19 protein-coding genes are annotated in these 18,734 nt (G+C 44.1%); 15 read left to right on the forward strand and 4 right to left on the reverse strand.

The genetic code is table 11. The annotated features are described in order from the left end of the window. The first annotated feature begins 188 nt into the window (after positions 1 to 188). From infA to carA, 9 genes are all read left to right on the forward strand, one after another. On the forward strand, positions 189 to 407 hold the full coding sequence (infA, locus tag AAHN97_RS02005; protein WP_012789309.1) for a translation initiation factor IF-1: 219 nt from the start codon (positions 189 to 191) through the stop codon (positions 405 to 407). Positions 408 to 437: 30 nt separating this feature from the next. Next, on the forward strand, positions 438 to 554 hold the full coding sequence (rpmJ, locus tag AAHN97_RS02010; protein ID WP_074240009.1) for a 50S ribosomal protein L36: 117 nt from the start codon (positions 438 to 440) through the stop codon (positions 552 to 554). Between the two features lie 46 nt (positions 555 to 600). Continuing rightward, positions 601 to 981, forward strand: a complete 381-nt coding sequence (gene rpsM, locus AAHN97_RS02015; RefSeq protein WP_074240008.1) for a 30S ribosomal protein S13 — start codon at positions 601 to 603, stop codon at positions 979 to 981. A 108-nt stretch (positions 982 to 1,089) separates the two neighbouring features. Continuing rightward, entirely contained in the window at positions 1,090 to 1,488 is a 399-nt protein-coding gene (gene rpsK, locus AAHN97_RS02020; protein ID WP_074240007.1) for a 30S ribosomal protein S11, read from the forward strand. A 169-nt stretch (positions 1,489 to 1,657) separates the two neighbouring features. Further along, positions 1,658 to 2,263, forward strand: a complete 606-nt coding sequence (gene rpsD / locus AAHN97_RS02025; protein WP_074240006.1) for a 30S ribosomal protein S4 — start codon at positions 1,658 to 1,660, stop codon at positions 2,261 to 2,263. 69 nt (positions 2,264 to 2,332) lie between these two features. Further along, a complete protein-coding gene (locus AAHN97_RS02030; RefSeq protein ID WP_074240005.1) occupies positions 2,333 to 3,328 on the forward strand; it encodes a DNA-directed RNA polymerase subunit alpha in 996 nt (331 codons plus the stop codon). Positions 3,329 to 3,440: 112 nt separating this feature from the next. Further along, positions 3,441 to 3,923, forward strand: coding sequence for a 50S ribosomal protein L17 (gene rplQ / locus AAHN97_RS02035; RefSeq protein ID WP_074240004.1), 483 nt, complete (start codon positions 3,441 to 3,443; stop codon positions 3,921 to 3,923). Between the two features lie 136 nt (positions 3,924 to 4,059). Further along, on the forward strand, positions 4,060 to 4,866 hold the full coding sequence (locus AAHN97_RS02040) for a hypothetical protein (protein ID WP_343305902.1): 807 nt from the start codon (positions 4,060 to 4,062) through the stop codon (positions 4,864 to 4,866). A 97-nt stretch (positions 4,867 to 4,963) separates the two neighbouring features. After that, positions 4,964 to 6,076: a glutamine-hydrolyzing carbamoyl-phosphate synthase small subunit gene (gene carA, locus AAHN97_RS02045; protein WP_343305903.1), complete on the forward strand. Its 1,113-nt coding sequence runs from the start codon at positions 4,964 to 4,966 to the stop codon at positions 6,074 to 6,076. A 757-nt stretch (positions 6,077 to 6,833) separates the two neighbouring features. On the opposite strand, the gene AAHN97_RS02050 is transcribed toward carA, so the two are convergent. Together AAHN97_RS02050 and AAHN97_RS02055 are read right to left on the reverse strand one after the other, a co-directional pair. Then, on the reverse strand, positions 6,834 to 8,027 hold the full coding sequence (locus AAHN97_RS02050) for a pyridoxal phosphate-dependent aminotransferase (RefSeq protein ID WP_343305904.1): 1,194 nt from the start codon (positions 8,025 to 8,027) through the stop codon (positions 6,834 to 6,836). Between the two features lie 98 nt (positions 8,028 to 8,125). Then, entirely contained in the window at positions 8,126 to 8,530 is a 405-nt protein-coding gene (locus AAHN97_RS02055; protein ID WP_343305905.1) for a DUF1573 domain-containing protein, read from the reverse strand. A 197-nt stretch (positions 8,531 to 8,727) separates the two neighbouring features. Here AAHN97_RS02055 and AAHN97_RS02060 point away from each other — a divergent pair, with 197 nt between their 5' ends. The 5 genes from AAHN97_RS02060 to AAHN97_RS02080 all read left to right on the forward strand — a co-directional run bounded on the left by AAHN97_RS02060 (position 8,728) and on the right by AAHN97_RS02080 (position 14,570). Further along, the gene (locus AAHN97_RS02060) at positions 8,728 to 11,127 is read left to right on the forward strand and encodes an alpha-ketoacid dehydrogenase subunit alpha/beta (protein ID WP_343305906.1); all 2,400 of its coding nucleotides are present in this window, start codon (positions 8,728 to 8,730) and stop codon (positions 11,125 to 11,127) included. A gap of 119 nt (positions 11,128 to 11,246) precedes the next feature. Beyond that, entirely contained in the window at positions 11,247 to 12,182 is a 936-nt protein-coding gene (locus AAHN97_RS02065) for a J domain-containing protein (protein WP_343305907.1), read from the forward strand. Between the two features lie 11 nt (positions 12,183 to 12,193). Continuing rightward, entirely contained in the window at positions 12,194 to 12,538 is a 345-nt protein-coding gene (locus tag AAHN97_RS02070; RefSeq protein WP_343305908.1) for a hypothetical protein, read from the forward strand. Positions 12,539 to 13,285: 747 nt separating this feature from the next. Beyond that, positions 13,286 to 13,444: a hypothetical protein gene (locus AAHN97_RS02075; protein ID WP_159442276.1), complete on the forward strand. Its 159-nt coding sequence runs from the start codon at positions 13,286 to 13,288 to the stop codon at positions 13,442 to 13,444. Positions 13,445 to 13,613: 169 nt separating this feature from the next. Next, a complete protein-coding gene (locus AAHN97_RS02080; RefSeq protein ID WP_343305909.1) occupies positions 13,614 to 14,570 on the forward strand; it encodes a D-2-hydroxyacid dehydrogenase in 957 nt (318 codons plus the stop codon). 62 nt (positions 14,571 to 14,632) lie between these two features. On the opposite strand, the gene AAHN97_RS02085 is transcribed toward AAHN97_RS02080, so the two are convergent. Together AAHN97_RS02085 and AAHN97_RS02090 are read right to left on the reverse strand one after the other, a co-directional pair. Beyond that, positions 14,633 to 15,343, reverse strand: coding sequence for a YebC/PmpR family DNA-binding transcriptional regulator (locus AAHN97_RS02085; RefSeq protein ID WP_074239994.1), 711 nt, complete (start codon positions 15,341 to 15,343; stop codon positions 14,633 to 14,635). Positions 15,344 to 15,519: 176 nt separating this feature from the next. Next, positions 15,520 to 17,016: an amino acid permease gene (locus AAHN97_RS02090; protein ID WP_343305910.1), complete on the reverse strand. Its 1,497-nt coding sequence runs from the start codon at positions 17,014 to 17,016 to the stop codon at positions 15,520 to 15,522. 278 nt (positions 17,017 to 17,294) lie between these two features. Here AAHN97_RS02090 and AAHN97_RS02095 point away from each other — a divergent pair, with 278 nt between their 5' ends. Beyond that, positions 17,295 to 18,674: a dicarboxylate/amino acid:cation symporter gene (locus tag AAHN97_RS02095; protein WP_343305911.1), complete on the forward strand. Its 1,380-nt coding sequence runs from the start codon at positions 17,295 to 17,297 to the stop codon at positions 18,672 to 18,674. Positions 18,675 to 18,734: the final 60 nt, after the last annotated feature.

Genomic DNA, 18,734 nt, shown 5'->3' on the forward strand with positions numbered 1-18,734 from the left:
TAGATCAAACCCCGTTGCAGATTCTGAAATAAAACACTTTGTAATAGCCTGATATTGAATGAGTTTTTGCGGTCATAACCACGTCTGTCAAAAGTTATCCACACAGTGCCGCTTTTCCAAAGATTATTTATGGTATTTTTTTCAGTTTAATAACTTTTTGTGGTATCTTTGCATTCCTAAAATTTTTTATGGCGAAACAGGCACTCATTAAACAGGATGGTATTATTCTAGAAGCCTTATCAAATGCTATGTTCCGGGTAAAACTGGAAAACGGACATGAGATTTTGGCCACCATCTCTGGAAAAATGAGAATGCACTATATCCGCATCCTGCCCGGTGATAAAGTCGGCGTTGAGATGAGTCCTTACGATCTGAGCAGGGGCCGTATAATTTTCAGGTATAAATAGAAAATAACTTTAGACTATAACTTTTGACTCATGAAAGTAAGAGCTTCCATCAAAAAAAGAAGTGCAGACTGCAAAATCGTTCGCCGCAAAGGTGTTTTGCTGGTGATCAACAAAAAGAATCCTCGTTTTAAGCAACGTCAGGGTTAATCAGTTTCTGTATTCATTTAAACGAATTATAAATTAAACAATTAATATGGCACGTATAGCCGGTATTGATCTTCCTAAAAATAAAAGAGGCGAAATAGGTCTGACTTATATCTTTGGTATTGGTCACTCTACCTCAGTGTATATCCTGGAGAAAGCAGGCATTGATCTTAACAAAAAAGTGAAAGACTGGAATGATGACGAGCAAGGCGCCATCCGGAATATCATTAACAGCGAACTGAAGGTAGAAGGTCAGCTGCGTTCTGAGGTTCAGATGAACATCAAACGTTTGCTGGATATTGCATGCTACCGTGGTCTCCGTCACAGGAAAGGTCTGCCGGTTAGAGGTCAGCGTACCCGTACCAACAGCCGTACCCGTAAAGGTAAACGTAAAACCGTTGCCGGAAAGAAGAAGGCACCAAAGAAATAGTAAGATCCCTTTGCTGGTCTCCCTCTTTCCAGATCCGGGAACTGGCAGCATAAAGGGTTTTTATATAAAACGGGATTTGGAATCTCATAGTTGGAATTTTAACGAATTATGGCAAAAGCAACTAATACAAAAGCTGCCGCTAAGAAGAGGGTAGTAAAGGTGGATAACTTCGGAGACGTACATATCTCTGCTAGTTTCAATAACATCATTGTAAGCATCACTAACAAGCAAGGTCAGGTGATCTCCTGGTCTTCTGCCGGTAAAATGGGCTTTAAGGGTTCCAAAAAGAACACTCCTTATGCTGCTCAACTGGCTGCTTCAGATGCTGCAAAAACCGCTTTTGACGCAGGTTTGAAAAGAGCAGATGTATTTGTAAAAGGCCCAGGTGCCGGTCGTGAAAGTGCTATCCGCGCTATCGCTAACTCCGGTATCGAGGTAACCCTGATCAAAGACGTGACGCCGCTGCCTCACAACGGTTGCCGTCCTCCTAAGAAGAGAAGGGTATAGAAAAGACATTTATTTTTACGAATTATCTGTTACAATGAACATTTGTATCAGGTAATTCGTATTCGTAATGTATAATTAGTATATTTATTTTAAACAATGTGGGTGTACGATCGAATTTTAAGATTTTTAAATGAGCGTACATCGAAACTAAAAATCTGAACCAAACAACATGGCAAGGTACACAGGACCCAAGACCAAGATCTCAAGGATTTTTGGCGAGCCCATTTTAGGAAATGGCAAGTATTTAGGTAAGAACAGCAATCCTCCCGGTCAACACGGTGCACAACGCAAACGTAAACAACTGGGCGAATATGCCTTACAGCTGAGAGAGAAACAAAAAGCTAAATACACTTACGGTGTATTAGAGCGCCAGTTCCGTAACCTTTTCGAAGAAGCTACCCGTAGAAAAGGCGTTACCGGTGAAGTATTGATCAAATTACTGGAAGCTCGTTTAGATAACGCAGTTTTCCGTCTTGGTATCGCACCTTCACGCCCTGCAGCCCGTCAGCTTGTTGCGCATAAGCACATCACTGTAAACGGTACTGTAGTGAACGTTCCTTCTTTACAACTGAAACCAGGAGATGTGATCGGTCTGAAAAATAAAACAGCCGGTAACACTTCCCTCACCAGCAACATCCGCGGAAAGAATCCAAAGTTCAGCTGGTTGGATTGGAATGAAAAAGACATGAAAGGTATTTTCATTGCATATCCTGAAAGAGAAAGCGTTCCTGAGAACATCAAGGAACAACTGATCGTGGAATTGTACTCTAAGTAATATGTTATAGCCGCCTGCTGGTGGCTATAGCTGTGTAACATAAGTTAAACTCATAAATCAAGCATATCAATGGCAATTCTTAATTTCCAAAAGCCTGACAAGATCGTTTTGCAGAAGTCCACGGACTTTGAAGCTCAATTCGAATTCCGTCCATTAGAACCAGGTTACGGTGTGACAGTTGGTAACGCGCTCCGCCGTGTACTGTTGTCTTCATTGGAGGGCTATGCCATTGTGGGAATAAAGATTGAAGGCGCCGATCACGAGTTTGCTACCCTGAAAGGGATCACTGAAGACGTTACTGAGATCATCCTCAACCTGAAACAGGTACGTTTCAAGAAGATTGTTGAGAATGAAGTAGGAAGCGAGAAAATTCAGATCTCTATCAAAGGTAAAACAGAGTTCCGTGCAGATATGATCGAGAAAGCAACCAACTCTTTCCAGATCATGAACCCTGAACTGCTGATCTGCACCCTGGATCCTTCTGCTAAGCTGGATATTGAACTGACGATCGGTAAAGGTCGCGGTTACGTTCCTGCTGAAGAGAACAGACCCAAAGATGCAATCTTCGGATACATCGCCATCGACTCTGTATTTACACCCATCAAGAATGTAAAGTATAGCATCGAGAACACCCGGGTTGAACAAAAGACTGACTATGAGAAGTTGATCATGGAAGTTCACACGGACGGTACTATCCATCCTGAAGAAGCAGTTAAACAAGCTTCCCGCATTCTGATCCAGCACCTGATGATCATCACTGATGAAAATATCAGCTTTGATACCAAGGATACTGAGAAAGAAGATGTTGTAGACGAGCAAACATTGCAACTCCGCAAGATCCTGAAAACTCCGCTGGAAGATCTGGACCTGAGCGTTCGTGCATTCAACTGCCTGAAAGCTGCAAAGATCAACTCCCTGAGCGAACTCGTTCAATACGAGCAGGAGGAACTGATGAAATTCAGGAACTTCGGTCAGAAATCACTCAGCGAGATCGAGCAGGTACTCGGCGAAAGAGGTCTTCACTTCGGTATGGACCTGTCCAAACTGAAACTGGACGAAGAATAAAATCTGTATAGCACAAATCACGGATAGCTGTAAAGCATCCGTGATTTGTATTTTATAACAAGTACCTTGTAATTCCTGACACGGTGCAAGGGAACACAAACAAAACAATGTCATGCGTCACGGAGTAAAATTAAACAAGCTGAGCCGCACTGCTGCTCACCGTAAGAGTCTGATGAGTAACCTCGCTTGCGAGCTGATCAGCCACAAACGTATTCAAACTACATTAGCTAAAGCAAAAGCGCTGCGCGTGTATATCGAACCACTGTTAACACGTGGTAAATCAGACGATACACACAACCGCCGTGTTGTATTCAGCTACCTGCAGGATAAAGAAGCCATCAAGGAACTGTTCGGAACCATCAGCGAAAAGATCGCTGCCCGTCCAGGTGGTTACACCCGTATCATCAAGCTGGGCAAACGTCATGGTGACAATGCTGAAGTAGCTTTGATCGAACTGGTAGACTTCAACGAGATCTATGGTAAAACTGCGGAAGCTGAAAAAGCACCTGCTAAGAAAACTCGTCGTGCCGGTGGTGCTAAGAAAAAAGCAGATGATGCTGCTGCACCTGCTGCTGAAGAAAAAGCTGCTGAATAGTTTTAAAGAACTGAATATTATATTAAGAGGGACAGAGCATTTCGCTTTGTCCCTTTTTTATTGTGAACATTCCCAGCCTAAAGGTTAAAACAAATTAAATATTTACTATATTTGATATGTCGAAAACCTATATCCTATGTACTACCTGAAGTGCGGTTATTGCGCAGAGCATAGCCCCTTAAAATCCGAATACATCACTTTCTGCGACCATTGCAGTAAAAAATTCCCCTTTAATTATGCAGACTGGAAGGTTCAGCACCCCAACAGCACTTTTGCTGCATATGAAATGGAAATAGGCGTACCGGAAGCAAAGTATGAAGCGATCATGAAAAAGCGCCGCCGCCAGGGGTTTGATCTCCGGAAAAAAACAGCTTTGATCACCAGTATTGTGGTATTGATTGCCTGCAGTACGCTGGGCGCTTATTATGGACCAGCATTGGTTAAAATGTTCCAGGAACCGGCCGTTCCTGTTACTATGCTGAATACTGATAACTGGCGTACTTTCAGAGGGAATATGCTTCAAATACAGACTCCCTTGTCCTTATCTCCTGTATCTGTTAAGGATCAGCCGAATATGCGCCTGAAAGCCTTTAAAGGGGGAAGTACCGGGGAAGGGCTGGTGATAAGGATGGACGAAGTGGTTTACCTGGCAGACAATTATATTGGCCTGGAACTGGCATCTAAAGAGGCGGCCAATCAACTGAGCAGGGAAGAGGGGGTATCACAGTTCACTTATACAGAAAAACCGGTCATCATCCTGGGGCAGCAGGCTATACTGCAGCATGGTAGTTATATTTACAAACAATCCTCACCCATAGAGTTCAACAGCCTGGTAGCGGTAAAAGGAGGTACCCGGGTACAGTTGTTGGTAACACACCGGGGGAATGATGAAACCGGCAGAAAGATAGCGGAAAAGGTGATGGGATCAGCGAGATTAAATTGATCTTAAATAACCTGTCCAAAATTCAAAATCATGCCCTAACTTTGCACAGTTTTAACCGTTCCTTCCGGGAACATAAAAAAAGAAAGGGTAAGAAGAAATGCCGCAGACTACCAGATCATCACAGCCAGCCATGCTGTTATTAGAAGATGGCACCGTTTTCCATGGTAAAGCTTTCGGAAAAGTTGGAACAGCTTCCGGAGAACTTTGTTTCAATACAGGGATGACGGGCTACCAGGAAGTGTTCACAGATCCTTCCTACAAGGGACAGGTGCTGATCATGAACAACTGTTACGTAGGTAACTATGGTACCAAGAATGAAGATGTGGAGAGCAGCAGTGTAAAGATCAGCGGGTTGATCTGTAAGAATATCGCCCATAATTTCTCCCGCAAGATGGCGGATACTTCCCTCGCTCAATTCCTTGAAGAAAACAATCTGGTAGCCATACATGAAGTGGATACACGCGCGCTTGTTTCGCATATCCGCAGTAAAGGAGCCATGAATTGTATCATTTCTTCCGAAATACTCGATGAAGCGGAATTAAAGGCGCAACTGGCCAAAGTTCCATCCATGGAAGGGCTGGCATTGTGTGCAGAAGTTTCAACGAAAGAACCTTATTTCATTGGTGATCCCAATGCAGAGATCCGTATAGCAGTAATTGACAACGGCGTAAAGCGTAACATGCTGAAATGCCTTTCAGAAAAAGGTGCTTACCTGAAAGTACATCCTACGCAAACTACTTTTGCAGAATGCGAAACTTTCAAACCTCACGCTTATTTCATCTCCAATGGTCCTGGCGATCCGGCTCCCCTGACTTATGCGGTAGATACGATCAAACAGGTGTTGGCCGCAGATCGTCCGCTGTTTGGAATTTGCCTGGGGCATCAGTTATTGGCTATGGCTAATGGCATTCCTACTTATAAAATGCATCACGGTCACCGTGGACTGAACCATCCGGTGAAGAACCTGTTGACCGGTAAATGTGAGATCACTACCCAGAACCATGGTTTTGCGATAGACGCAAAGGCTGTGGCAGCTTCTGAAAATGTGGAAATTACCCACATTAATCTGAACGACAATTCTGTAGAAGGGATCCGCATTAAGAACAAACCTGCGTTTTCTGTGCAATACCACCCGGAATCTACTCCCGGTCCGCACGATTCCCGCTATTTGTTTGATGACTTCTTTACTATGATCAAGTCGAATATGTAGAAATATAATGGAATGGGGGAGACCCCATTTCATTGACCTCATTTAAAAGGAAAGGTCCCGAGGAATCGGGACCTTTGCATTTTAAAATTCCACGTTATGAAAACTAGCGAAAGGTACTATGCAGTTAAGCACAATACCCACCTTGTCTTTTCATTACATGACAATAATATGAAAAAATAATAATGATCTGCCCGCTATTATGACGGAAATTTCCTTGAAATCGTGGATTTTAAATTGCAATCGGTTGGAAAAAGATAATTCTTGATATTAGGGAAAAAAAATACGGCTCTGTGAACAGAGCCGTTTGCCTTTATAAATTCCACGTTATGAAAAACTGATACAAAAATATGTTGATTAGCTAAAACGTTTTAGTTTGTCGCCGTTTTTTTACATAATGTTGATAATGCAAAGGTCGCGCCATTTTCCCATTTGTCAAAATTATACAAGTTAAATTTTTGCTAAGCAGGTTTAGAATTTTGTCTAACATGTATTCAAATTTTTACTATCTAACTTATCTTCCTTTGCGTCCTGATTACACAGTAAAAATAGACAATAAAATCGTATTTCAAAACAACAATGTTGTAAAAAATGGATGTTTTTGCCAAAATATGATATATAGAATTTATTTTAATGCAAATATCCACTATTCATAAGCATTCCAGCCACCAAATTGAGAAACATGATTTTTGTCATGTTTCAGAAGAATAATGTTTTTTTAACATGATCTTCCCGGTTTTTACCCGGTTATTGGCAAGATTTAAATTTTTCCGGGGTAGATTTCCAGCGCTTTTTCCAGCGCTTTCATCGCTTTTGTGATAGATTCCTTATTTATTACATAAGCTAACCGCACTTCCTGCTTTCCAAGCCCCGGAGTGGCATAAAAACCGGTAGCAGGAGATAACATAACGGTTTGCTCTTCATATGAAAAGGACTCCAGCAGCCACTGACAGAACTTATCCGCATCATCAATGGGTAAACGCGCCATTGCATAGAATGCTCCGCCCGGATTAGGGCAGAATACGCCGGGGATCTTATTCAGTAAGGATACCAGGGTATCGCGGCGGCTTTGGTATTCAGCCTTGATGCCATCGAAGTAGTTATCAGGAAGGTCTACCGCAGCTTCTGCAGCAATTTGAGCGAAACTGGGCGGGCTAAGGCGGGCCTGTGCAAACTTCATCACGGAGTCAAGGATTGTTCTGTTGTGGGTAACTACAGCCCCGATACGTGCACCACAGGCGCTGTACCGTTTGGATATAGTGTCGAATACCACCACATGGTTATCCATACCCGTAAGGTTCAGGGCGGAGATATTTTCCCCGTCATAACAGAATTCTCTGTAGGCTTCATCAGAGAAGAGGAAGAGATTATGTTTAAGGCAGATCTCTTTTAACACTTCCATTTCTGCACGGCTATATAAATAACCGGTAGGGTTGTTAGGGTTGCAGATGAGGATGGCCTTTGTTTTAGGCGTGATCTTTTTTTCAAAGTCTGCTATTGGCGGCAAAGCAAAGCCGGTATCAATAGATGAAGTAACAGGAACGATGCTGATGTTCGCTTCTGTGGCAAATCCATTATAGTTTGCGTAAAAAGGTTCCGGTACAATCACCTCATCCTGGGGATCCAGGCAGGCCATAAAACCAAACAGGATAGCTTCTGAACCACCGGTGGTTACAATGATCTCCGTATGATCTACCGTAATATCAAACTTCTTATAATAACTAATGAGTTTGCGGCGATAGCTTTCATTACCGGCGCTATGGCTGTAGTCCAGGATCTTAAAAGTGGAATGTCTTACCGCGTCCAGCACTGGCTGAGGGGTTTCAATATCCGGTTGGCCAATGTTAAGATGGTAAACGGTAACCCCTTTCTTCTTAGCTGCTTCAGCATAGGGGACCAGCTTACGAATGGGAGAGGGTGGCATGATCTGTCCACGCTGACTGATGTTAGGCATTTGGTGTATTGTTTAGCGGTGCAAAGGTATTGTAATGAAGTATAACAAAAAAAGCCCCCGTGATGAACGGAGGCTTTATATGCGAAAGATTTGTGTGATTAGTTTTCTACCGTACCGGTAAGGATCAATTCTTTCTCCTGTTCAACTCCTTTCAATTTAAGATAGATCGTTTTTTGCGGTTTACCTACCTGATTGGCGCTGTAAGTTGCAGTGATCTTACCGGCTTTACCAGGAAGGATAGGTTCTACCGTCCAGTTAGGAACAGTACAACCGCAACTGGCGGTGGCCTTTTCGATCAATACAGGCTCTTTGGAGATATTCGTGAATTCGAATGTGATCGTTACGGGTTTATTGAATTTGGTTACACCAAAATCAATATTATCTTTTTTAAATTTCACCTTGGCATCAACAGCATTCGTTGCACCAGATCCATTCTGTGCCTGGGCAAACACCGCAGTGCTTACCAGCAAACTTGCAAATAGGGATAAGATAATTGTTTTCATCTTTTTTAATTTGGTTTTTATCGATCGGTTAAAACGTAATAGTTCCTACCAGTTTCCTCAACAAATTTACGGCCAAAAATTGAACCGCAGATATCAAGATATTAAAAATTTCTTAAAAATTTAAATATTTGAGGAAATCAACAGGGCATTTACCCATTCATCAATTTCCACTACATTTGTGCTTTAACCAGGTAAGCATGATCGAAAACAACGAATTAGCTATGAATATGCAGAGCCAGTTGTCATTTGAGCAGTTCCGCAAGGAAGTATTGAGTGATTTCAGGCTAGCCTGTATCAGTAGGGAAGTTAGCTTATTGGGCCGCCGGGAAGTATTGACCGGTAAGGCCAAGTTTGGCATTTTTGGCGATGGTAAGGAAATTGCGCAGATCGCTATGGCTAAATACTTTAAGCCGGGTGATTTCCGTTCAGGGTATTACCGTGACCAGACGTTTGCGTTTGCCAGCGGAATTGCTACTGTAGAGCAGTTTTTCTCGCAACTCTATGCTGATCCTGATATCAATCATGATCCTTTCTCTGCCGGCCGGCAGATGAATTCTCATTTTTCCACTTCCAATATAGATATGGAAGGCAATTGGTTAAACCTTGCCTCCATGAAGAACAGCGCTGCAGACATGGCGCCAACAGCTGCACAGATGCCAAGGGCACTGGGGCTTGCTTATGCTTCCAAGCTGTTCCGCGAAGTGCCTGAATTACAGCAGTATGAGCACCTTTCCCGTAATGGAAACGAGGTTTGTTTTGCTACTATTGGCGATGCTTCCACCAGCGAAGGGCATTTTTGGGAAACCATGAATGCGGCAGGCGTTTTACAGGTGCCTTTAGTTGTTTTTGTTTGGGATGATGGTTATGGTATTTCTGTACCCAAGAAGTATCAAACCACAAAAGGCTCTATCAGTGCTGCATTGGAAGGATTCAGAAAAACAGAGAATACAAACGGTTTCGAAATATATAATGTAAAGGGATGGGATTATGCGGGCTTGTGTGAAACTTTCGAGGAAGGGATCCGCAAAGCGCGCGAAACACATGTTCCTGTTCTTTTCCATGTGGAAGAGATCACACAGCCACAAGGGCACTCTACTTCAGGTTCTCATGAACGTTACAAAAGCCGTGAGCGCCTGGCATGGGAAAAAGATTTTGACTGTAACAGAAAGATGCGTCAATGGCTGCTGGAAAATGCACTGGCTGATGATGCTGCCCTGCAGCAGATTGAAGCAGAAGCAAAGATCATCGCGCAGGAAGGCCGTAGAAACGCATGGAATAAATATATAGCACCTATTAAAGACCAGGTGCAATTGTTCCTTGAGCGTTGCCAGGTTATCCTGGATGAAGGCCGTGGAGATGTTGCATATGTTTCACAACTGATGGAGGAGATTGCGGCTAACCGTGAACCACAGCGTAGGGATATTCTGAAAAGTGCTTTCGGCATTATTTTCAGGCACCCACGTAATTTCTCCGCTGGCCTGGATGAAATGCAGTCTTATTACGATAACCTTCTTCTGCAGGAAAAAGAGAATTACAATACTTTCCTTCATGCCACTGGAGCCAACTCCGCGCTTGAAGTAGCGGAAGTACCTGCTGAATATGCTGAAGATGCACAGCTGCTGAATGGTTATGAAATACTGAATAAATATTTCGATCAATTATTCTCTTATCACCCGCTGGTATTCGCTTTCGGGGAAGATGTAGGTAAGATCGGTGATGTGAACCAGGGTTTTGCAGGTTTGCAACAGAAACATGGCAAAGAGCGTATATCCGATACCGGTATCCGTGAACTGACTATTATGGGGCAGGGCATTGGTATGGCTTTACGTGGTCTTCGTCCAATAGCAGAGATCCAGTACCTGGATTATATGTTATATGGTCTGCAGCCACTCAGTGATGATGTTGCTTCCTTACAATACAGAACAAAGGGTACGCAATTCTGCCCGATCATTGTACGTACACGCGGTCACCGCCTGGAAGGTATCTGGCACTCCGGTTCACCAATGGGGATGATCATTAATTCTTTGCGTGGCATGCACATCTGTGTTCCGAGGAACATGGTACAGGCGGCTGGTATGTACAATACGTTACTGCAGGCACATGAACCTGCAATAGTGATCGAATCATTGAACGGTTACCGCCTGAAAGAGCGGCTGCCGGAGAATCTTAAAGAATTTACCGTACCATTGGGAATTCCGGAAGTGTTGCATAAAGGATCGGATATTACCATCGTTTCTTATGGTTCTACTTTACGCATCATAGAAGAAGCCATGCAGAGCCTTGATCAGCAGGGTATTTCCTGTGAGTTAATAGATGTACAGACTTTACTGCCTTTCGATATTCACCATTCTATCGTGGAGTCTTTAAAGAAAACAAACCGCATCCTGTTTGTAGATGAAGATGTTCCGGGAAGTGGAACAGCATTTATGTTCCAGCATGTGATGGAAAAACAGGGAGGGTATCGTTACCTGGACGTAGCGCCGCGTACACTGGCTGCCCAACCGCATCGTCCGGCATATGGAACTGACGGGGATTATTTCTCCAAACCGAATGTGGAAGATGTGGTAAAGGTTGTACTGGAGATGATCAGAGAGTAGCAGTTTTAATTTATTGTATAATAAATAACGCGCCCCCTGTATCATTGCAGGGGGTGCGGTGTTTTACCGTTAACTGTTTAAAACAAGGAACGCCGGTTTAACGTTATATTTTAAGAGATATGGAATACAAAGATTATTACAAAGTATTAGGCATAGATAAAAAAGCCAGTTCAGCGGATATCAAAAAAGCATACCGCAAACTGGCCGTGAAATACCATCCTGATAAGAATCCGGATGATAAGCTGGCGGAAGAAAAGTTCAAAGAACTGAATGAGGCCTATGAGGTGTTGGGGGATGAAGAAAAGCGCAAAAAGTATGATGAATTTGGTGAGAACTGGAAATACTACGAACAGGCAGGAAGTAATGGCGGAGATTTTGACTGGAGCAAATGGCGCTCAGGGCAAGGGGCTGGTCGGCAACAGCCGTATGATGATGATATGTTCGGAGAGGGGAATCAGTTTTCAGATTTCTTTGAGCATCTTTTTGGTGGTGGTTTTGGCAGTCGTGCACAGCAGGGGCGCGGCCGTGGTAACCGCCGGGGTGGCGACCTCCAGGCTACTATGCAGGTGAGTTTGCAGGATGTGTATACCGGAGCTACGCGCCAGATAGAGGTAAATGGGCAGAAGCTCAACCTCAAAATAAAACCCGGCACTTATTCAGGGCAGGTACTCAGGTTAAAAGGAAAAGGCCAGCCGGGAAGAAGTGGAGGAGAGGCAGGTGATCTGTTGATAGAAGTAAGTATTGCCCCTGATGCACAATTCGAACTGAAAGGAAAAGATGTGTATATGGAAGTGCCTGTTGATCTCTTCACGGCTGTTTTAGGCGGGAAGGTGCAGGTGGCAGTGCCGGGAAGTCCTTTACAATTAAGCATACCTGCAGGTACGGATAGCGGACGGCTGTTCCGGTTAAAAGCAAAAGGTTTACCTGTTCCTGAGGGGAGTAAAGAAGTAGCCGGAGACCTTTATGTAAAGGTAAAAATCACGGTACCGGATCAGTTAACAGAAGAAGAACGTAAGTTATTCACTCAATTAGCGGAGATGAGGAAGAAACCATAAAATCCAATGATATGCTACAATCATTTGATTACCTGGATGAGGTATTGGCTACGCAACATCGCCATGAGGTAAATACATTGCCTGCGTATTATGCAAGCGAATTACTGGAAGTGTTGGGTTATCAACCGGACCAGGCTGCAGAAGCACTGGCCCGGGCTATGAGGGCATGTGCGGCCCTGGGTATGCCCGTAGCCTTAAATTTCAGAAGAACCTATTGTTGCTATCAAGGCCAGATGAATGAAGACTGGCAATTGACCCCTTTGGCCGGTTATTTCCTGGTCATAAATTGTGATCCCTCCCATCCTGCAGTGGCCAGCGCGCAACTGCATATTCTAAGAAAGTACCGTTCATTGTAAAATGTAATCTACTGTTTTGCAATTATTTATCTGTTCATTCTCGTTTTTTATTCATTCCCTGTTCATTATCCATACAACTAAAGTTGGATAATGGAAATATCTATATTGCAAGGGTATCACTGATACATCAATACAGAAGAAAATTGCTTAGACGGTTCAAATAGGCTGAAAACAGGGGCCGTTCTCAATGGGGCGGCCTCTTCAGTTTTGACCAAACCATGAGTTCTTTTTCCTTTGATATTCGTAACTTTAGTGCAGAATAGTATTAACCATCATCCATGAATAATCGAAATCTATCGAAAATGCTTCTGCAAACGCGATTGATCACTGACAGCGTTCAGTAAACCTGGCCAGGTTTTTATTTAAATACTTTAACCATCATCCTTTGATTGCTGACAATGTCAGAAAAAACTGACCAGGTTCTTTTAAAAATTATCCTACCCTGATTTTATTTTTTTTGTACATTGGAATGTAGTTTATAATCAACCATTACGTTCCTATCTAAGCCTGCATAAATTCCATTTAGCTTATTATCGTCTTTACTGTTTGTCAGCCCGGGCTCAAGCCACTGATATATGTATCCATTAGACAATTGAGTACAATAGTGCATCAAAATTGTATTGTCTAATTTAAAAGCGTTCAAACCTACGTTTTATGGAAGCAAGATGTATCAGGTGTAGCAACATTGTGCAGTCACACAAAAAAATCTCAGAGAGCAGATGCAAATGCGGAGGCCAACTGCAAAGGATGCGTTTTATCCGGCTGATTGAAGGTATGCACCCACTTGGCAAAGAACACAATCTCCAACTTAATGGTAAACTATGTTACGGCACTTATCGTTCTGTGTATGGTAATTTCATTATCGACAAGGTGAATAACATTTTCACAAAGATCAATATGCCATAAAGATTCTTTTCTCCGCAAATTAGAATTGTATTGTTAATCTCCGGCGCTGCCAGCGTTATATAAAGGGCTTTTTGTATGGTTTTGGTTGAGCCTTTTTATATAATAATGGCGGCGCCTGCCCTTTTGCTGATTTATCCCGTAAATTTATCCCTGATCAGCACTTTTTCTCATGAATATAGTTGTATTGGATGGCTATGCCCTCAATCCCGGAGACTTAAGCTGGGATCCTCTTCACGCTCTTGGTAATGTAACAGTCTATGACAGATCGCTGCCTGAACAGGTGGCAGAACGAGCCAGCCAGGCGGATATTATCCTCACCAATAAAGCCATCGTAGATGGAGATACGATCAGGCGTTTGACCCGTTTGCGGTATATCGGCGTAATGGCTACAGGTTATAATGTGGTGGATATCAAAGCTGCTCATGCGCAGGGTATCATCGTTGCCAATGTACCTGCATATGGCTCGGCTTCTGTTGCTCAGCTTACTTTTGCCCTTATTCTTGAACTATGCCTGGGAGTGGGTGTTCATGCGGAAAGTGTCAGAAAAGGAGAGTGGGCGCAAAGTAAAGACTTTAGCTATTGGAAGATGCCCTTAATGGAACTGCAGGATAAAACCATCGCCATCATCGGCTTCGGGCAGATCGGCAGGGCGGTTGCCACCATTGCGTTGGCATTTGGGATGGAGGTGATCGTTAGTCATAAGCATCCGGAAAGGGATAAAATGGCCGGTGTTACTTTTAAAGACCAGGCCACCTGCTTCCGGGAAGCAGATATTGTATCCCTTCATTGTCCGCTGAATGCAGAAAATAAGGGTTTTGTGAATGCAGGTCTGCTGGCTACCATGAAACCTTCGGCTTTTCTGATCAATACCAGTAGGGGGCCGCTTATCAATGAACCGGATCTGGCTGCCGCACTAAATAATGGTGTTATTGCCGGGGCGGGATTGGATGTACTGTCTGTTGAACCCCCTGCGGCAGATCATCCGCTTTTCTCTGCACGGAATTGCCTGATCACGCCGCACATTGCCTGGGCCACACTGGACGCCCGCAGGCGGCTGATGAATAAAACGGTGGAGAATGTACAGGCTTTTCAGCAAGGCAATGCTCAGAATATAGTAACAGGCTAAAAAAAGAACCCGGAATCTGGCGTACTGCGCCTGATTCCGGGTTGTATAGTATAAAAGAGAATTTACTTGAGATTATAGAACACCTGTTGCACGTCTTCATCCTGCTCCAGCCTGTCAATCATTTCCAGTACTTCTTTTGTTTGTTCTTCATTTAATTCCACCTGTGTGGTTGGGATCCTGTGTAATTCAGCGCTGATAACAGGCATGCCTCTTTCTTCCAGTGCCTTGGACATATTGCCGAACTCGCTGAAGGCAGCACGAAGGATAATATTACCTTCTGTATCCTCTCCGATGTCTTCCAGCCCAAAATCTATCAGTTCCAGCTCCAGTTCTTCCAGGTTCTGTCCTTCATTCTTGATCTTGAAAACGCCCATCCTGTTGAACAGAAATCCTACGGAGCCACTGTTCCCGAGGCTTCCGCCGCCTTTATTGAAGTGCATCCTTACATTGGCAACGGTGCGGGTGGTGTTGTCTGTAGCAGTTTCTACTATTACGGCCACGCCATGCGGTGCATATCCCTCATACACAACTTCATCATAATTGGTTGTATCCTTACCCATGGCGCGCTTGATAGCAGCTTCCACACGGTCTTTAGGCATATTCACACCTTTCGCATTCGCATAGCAGCGACGGAGGGCAGGGTTATTGTCTGGGTCAGGACCGCCTTGCTTAACTGCCATGGCTATTTCCTTGCCGATCCGGGTAAACTGTTTGGCCATGCGGTCCCAGCGGGCAAACATGGTATGTTTTCTTACTTCAAATATACGTCCCATAAAGAATTACAAATTATAGATCACGCAATATGAATGGTGAGCATCCTGCATTGCGTAACGTGGGTGCAAATTTATTAAATTCCTTTGTAGTGGCGCAAAAATTTGTAGTTATGCGCCCTGAAAGCAAAAAGCTGCCTCTGAGTAGAAGGCAGCTTTTTGCGTTATAATGTAATTTCTTATTTCAGGCTTTTGCGCACTTTACTGTTCTTAACGCTGTAGCCAAAGTAGATGAGCATACCTATCAGCAGCCAAACACCTAAACGTTCCCAGTTTTCTCTGCCGAGGCTCACAATCATGGCCAGGCAAACGAGTGCTCCCAGGATGGGAACAAAAGGAACCAGTGGTGTTTTGAAAGTACGTACTGCTTCCGGATTGCTTTTGCGCATTACGATCACGCCGATGCAAACCAGCACGAAGGCAAACAAGGTACCGATACTGGTCATGTTTCCTACCACATGATCCGGAATAAAGCCCGCGAACAGGGATACAAATACCAGGAATAACAACTGGGATTTGTAAGGTGTGCGGAATTTAGGATGCAGATCAGAGAATATCTTAGGTACTAATCCGTCTTTAGACATGGAGTAGAATACACGCGTCTGACCCAGTAACATCACCAGTATCACAGAGCTGAAACCAGCGAGGATAGCTACAGTAATAAGGGTAGACAGCCAGCCGTAACCAGGCATGTAAGTGTCAATAGCATATGCAACGGATGCTTCACTACCTGATTTCAGGAAATCCTGATAGGGAGCAACGCCGGTGAGTACGTGAGAGAACAGGATGTACAGGATAGTACAAACTGCGAGGGAAATAAGGATACCGAAAGGCATAGTCTTGGAAGGGTTCTTTGTTTCCTGTGCCGCAGTAGAAACCGCATCAAAACCAATGAAGGCAAAGAATACGATACCTGCGCCCGTCATCACCCCGGCAAAGCCATTGTTCCAGAACTTGGAATAATCCACCGTGGACCCATCACTTAGGTTTACTACACCTGCAGTTTCAGGGATCATATAAGGAGTGTGGTTAGCAGGGTTAATGAACTGCCAGCCAAGTACAATGAAAAGGATAACGATACAAACCTTTACTATTACAATGACGGTATTTACCACGGCAGATTGTTGCGTACCTCTTACCAGCAGGAGGGAGATAAGCAGCAGGATAAACATTGCCGGAAGGTTCACGATACCGCTCACACCAGCTTCAGATACCTGGAAGGGAGAGTGGCTCCATTCATAAGGTATAGTCTGGCCGAATGTAATGAATAGCAGTTTGTTGAGATACTGACTCCAGCCGATAGCTACAGTAGCCGCTCCCAGGGCATATTCCAATACAAGGTCCCAGCCGATGATCCAGGCAACAAACTCACCCATGGTGGCGTAAGAATATGTATAGGCACTTCCCGCGATGGGGATCATGGAGGCAAATTCAGCGTAACACAAACCCGCCAGCGCACATCCGATAGCAGCAATGATGAAGGAAATGGTAACCGCAGAACCTGCATGCGCTCCGGCAGCAGCAGCTGTTCTAACAAAAAGTCCCGCACCGATGATAGCACCGATACCCAAGGCCACCAGTGCCCAGGCACCCAATGTACGTTTAAGACCTTTTTCCGAATCGGAAGCTTCAGCGAGCAAAGTTGACAGAGGTTTTTTAGCAAAGAGCATGCTCATACTTAGTAGTTGTGGTGGTTGATATAAGCTTTGTTTGTTTAGATTTTTTACAGATCGTCAAATATAGTATCTAAAACTCTAACACCGTATTTTTATTTTATGAATGCATGCAATTGCATTTTGCTTGCAATCCATCTATTCCTGCCTCCTTCTGTCAACATTTATGGGGATTTTCAGTCCAGAACCTTATTTTTGGGCGATTTTTATTGCATTGGGTACCAGGGCTGGTATTCCATGTGATCTTTTTTGCGTTATTACACTAAACTAAACCACCTCTAATGAATAAGAAGCAGGCAGCCCTGATTGCATTGGTCCTTATATCTATCGTAGCTATCCTTCATACGCTGGTGCATTTGCAACTGGTCAGCATACCCGGGATAGGTTTGGCTGTAAGCCGTTGGCTCGCTATTGCTTCTATTATATGGTTCGCTATCAAAAAGCGTTCACTGACCACCTGGATCCTGGTAAGTATGGTTGTGGGTGCCGAAGTGGGGCACGACTGGCCAACGGTTGCGGTTAACTTCCAGGTGATGAGTAAGATCTTCCTTTCCATGATCAAAACCATTATTGCCCCTTTGTTATTTGGTACACTGGTGGTGGGTATTGCCGGCCATTCGGATATCAAACAGGTGGGAAGGATGGGCTGGAAGTCCCTGCTCTATTTTGAGATCGTTACCACTATTGCTTTATTTATTGGTCTTGCTGCTATCAATATCAGCCAGGCAGGTGTTGGGATCAATATGCCACCCAATGCCTTACACGAAAAGCTTCCGGAAACCAAACCTCAGAACTGGCAGGATGTTATACTCCATGTATTCCCTGAAAACATTGCCAAATCCATTTACCATGGAGACATTCTTCCTATAGTAGTGTTCAGTGTGATCTTTGGTATTTCTTTATTGCTGGTGAAGGAGAAGTTCCGCGGGCCTATGCTCAGTTTCTGTGAAAGCTTATCAGAAGTAATGTTCAAGTTCACCAATATTGTGATGTACTATGCCCCGATAGGGGTAGGGGCTGCAATAGCCTTTACCGTTGGGCACGGAGGTTTGGCAGTATTGGGTAATCTTTTACAATTGCTGGCCACATTATATGTAGCCTTGCTGGCTTTCATGCTTATTGTATTTGTGCCGGTAGCCCTGATCATCAAGCTGCCTATTGGCCGGTTTATCCGGGAGATCTCAGAGCCGGTATCTATAGCCTTTGCTACCACCAGCTCCGAGTCTGCCCTGCCCAAAGCCATGGAGGCTATGGAAAGGATGGGGGTGCCGCGTAAAGTGATTGCTTTTGTAATGCCTACAGGATATAGTTTTAACCTGGACGGTTCTACCTTATACCTGGCGCTTGCATCTATATTTGTTGCCCAGGCTGCAGGTCATCCACTGAGCTGGGGTCAGCAGATCCTGATGGTTTTCACCCTGATGCTGACCAGTAAAGGGGTAGCTGGCGTACCCAGAGCTACGCTGGTAATAATCTTAGGTACGGTACATTCTTTTAACCTGCCTACCTGGCCCGTTTTCCTGATCCTGGGTATTGATGAACTGATGGACATGGCGCGTACTTCCGTAAATGTGATCGGAAATTGCCTGGCCACTGCAGTGATCGGCAGGTGGGAAGGGGAGGTGGACTTTACCAAGCTTCCGCCTGAAACAAAAGCCTAGTGCGGCTTTTCATAAAATATTAACTTACTCTTGACAAATAATAGGCTATTTTTGGCCGTC

Origin of the sequence: Chitinophaga niabensis, assembly GCF_039545795.1 — a bacterium.
GTDB lineage: Bacteria > Bacteroidota > Bacteroidia > Chitinophagales > Chitinophagaceae > Chitinophaga > Chitinophaga niabensis_B.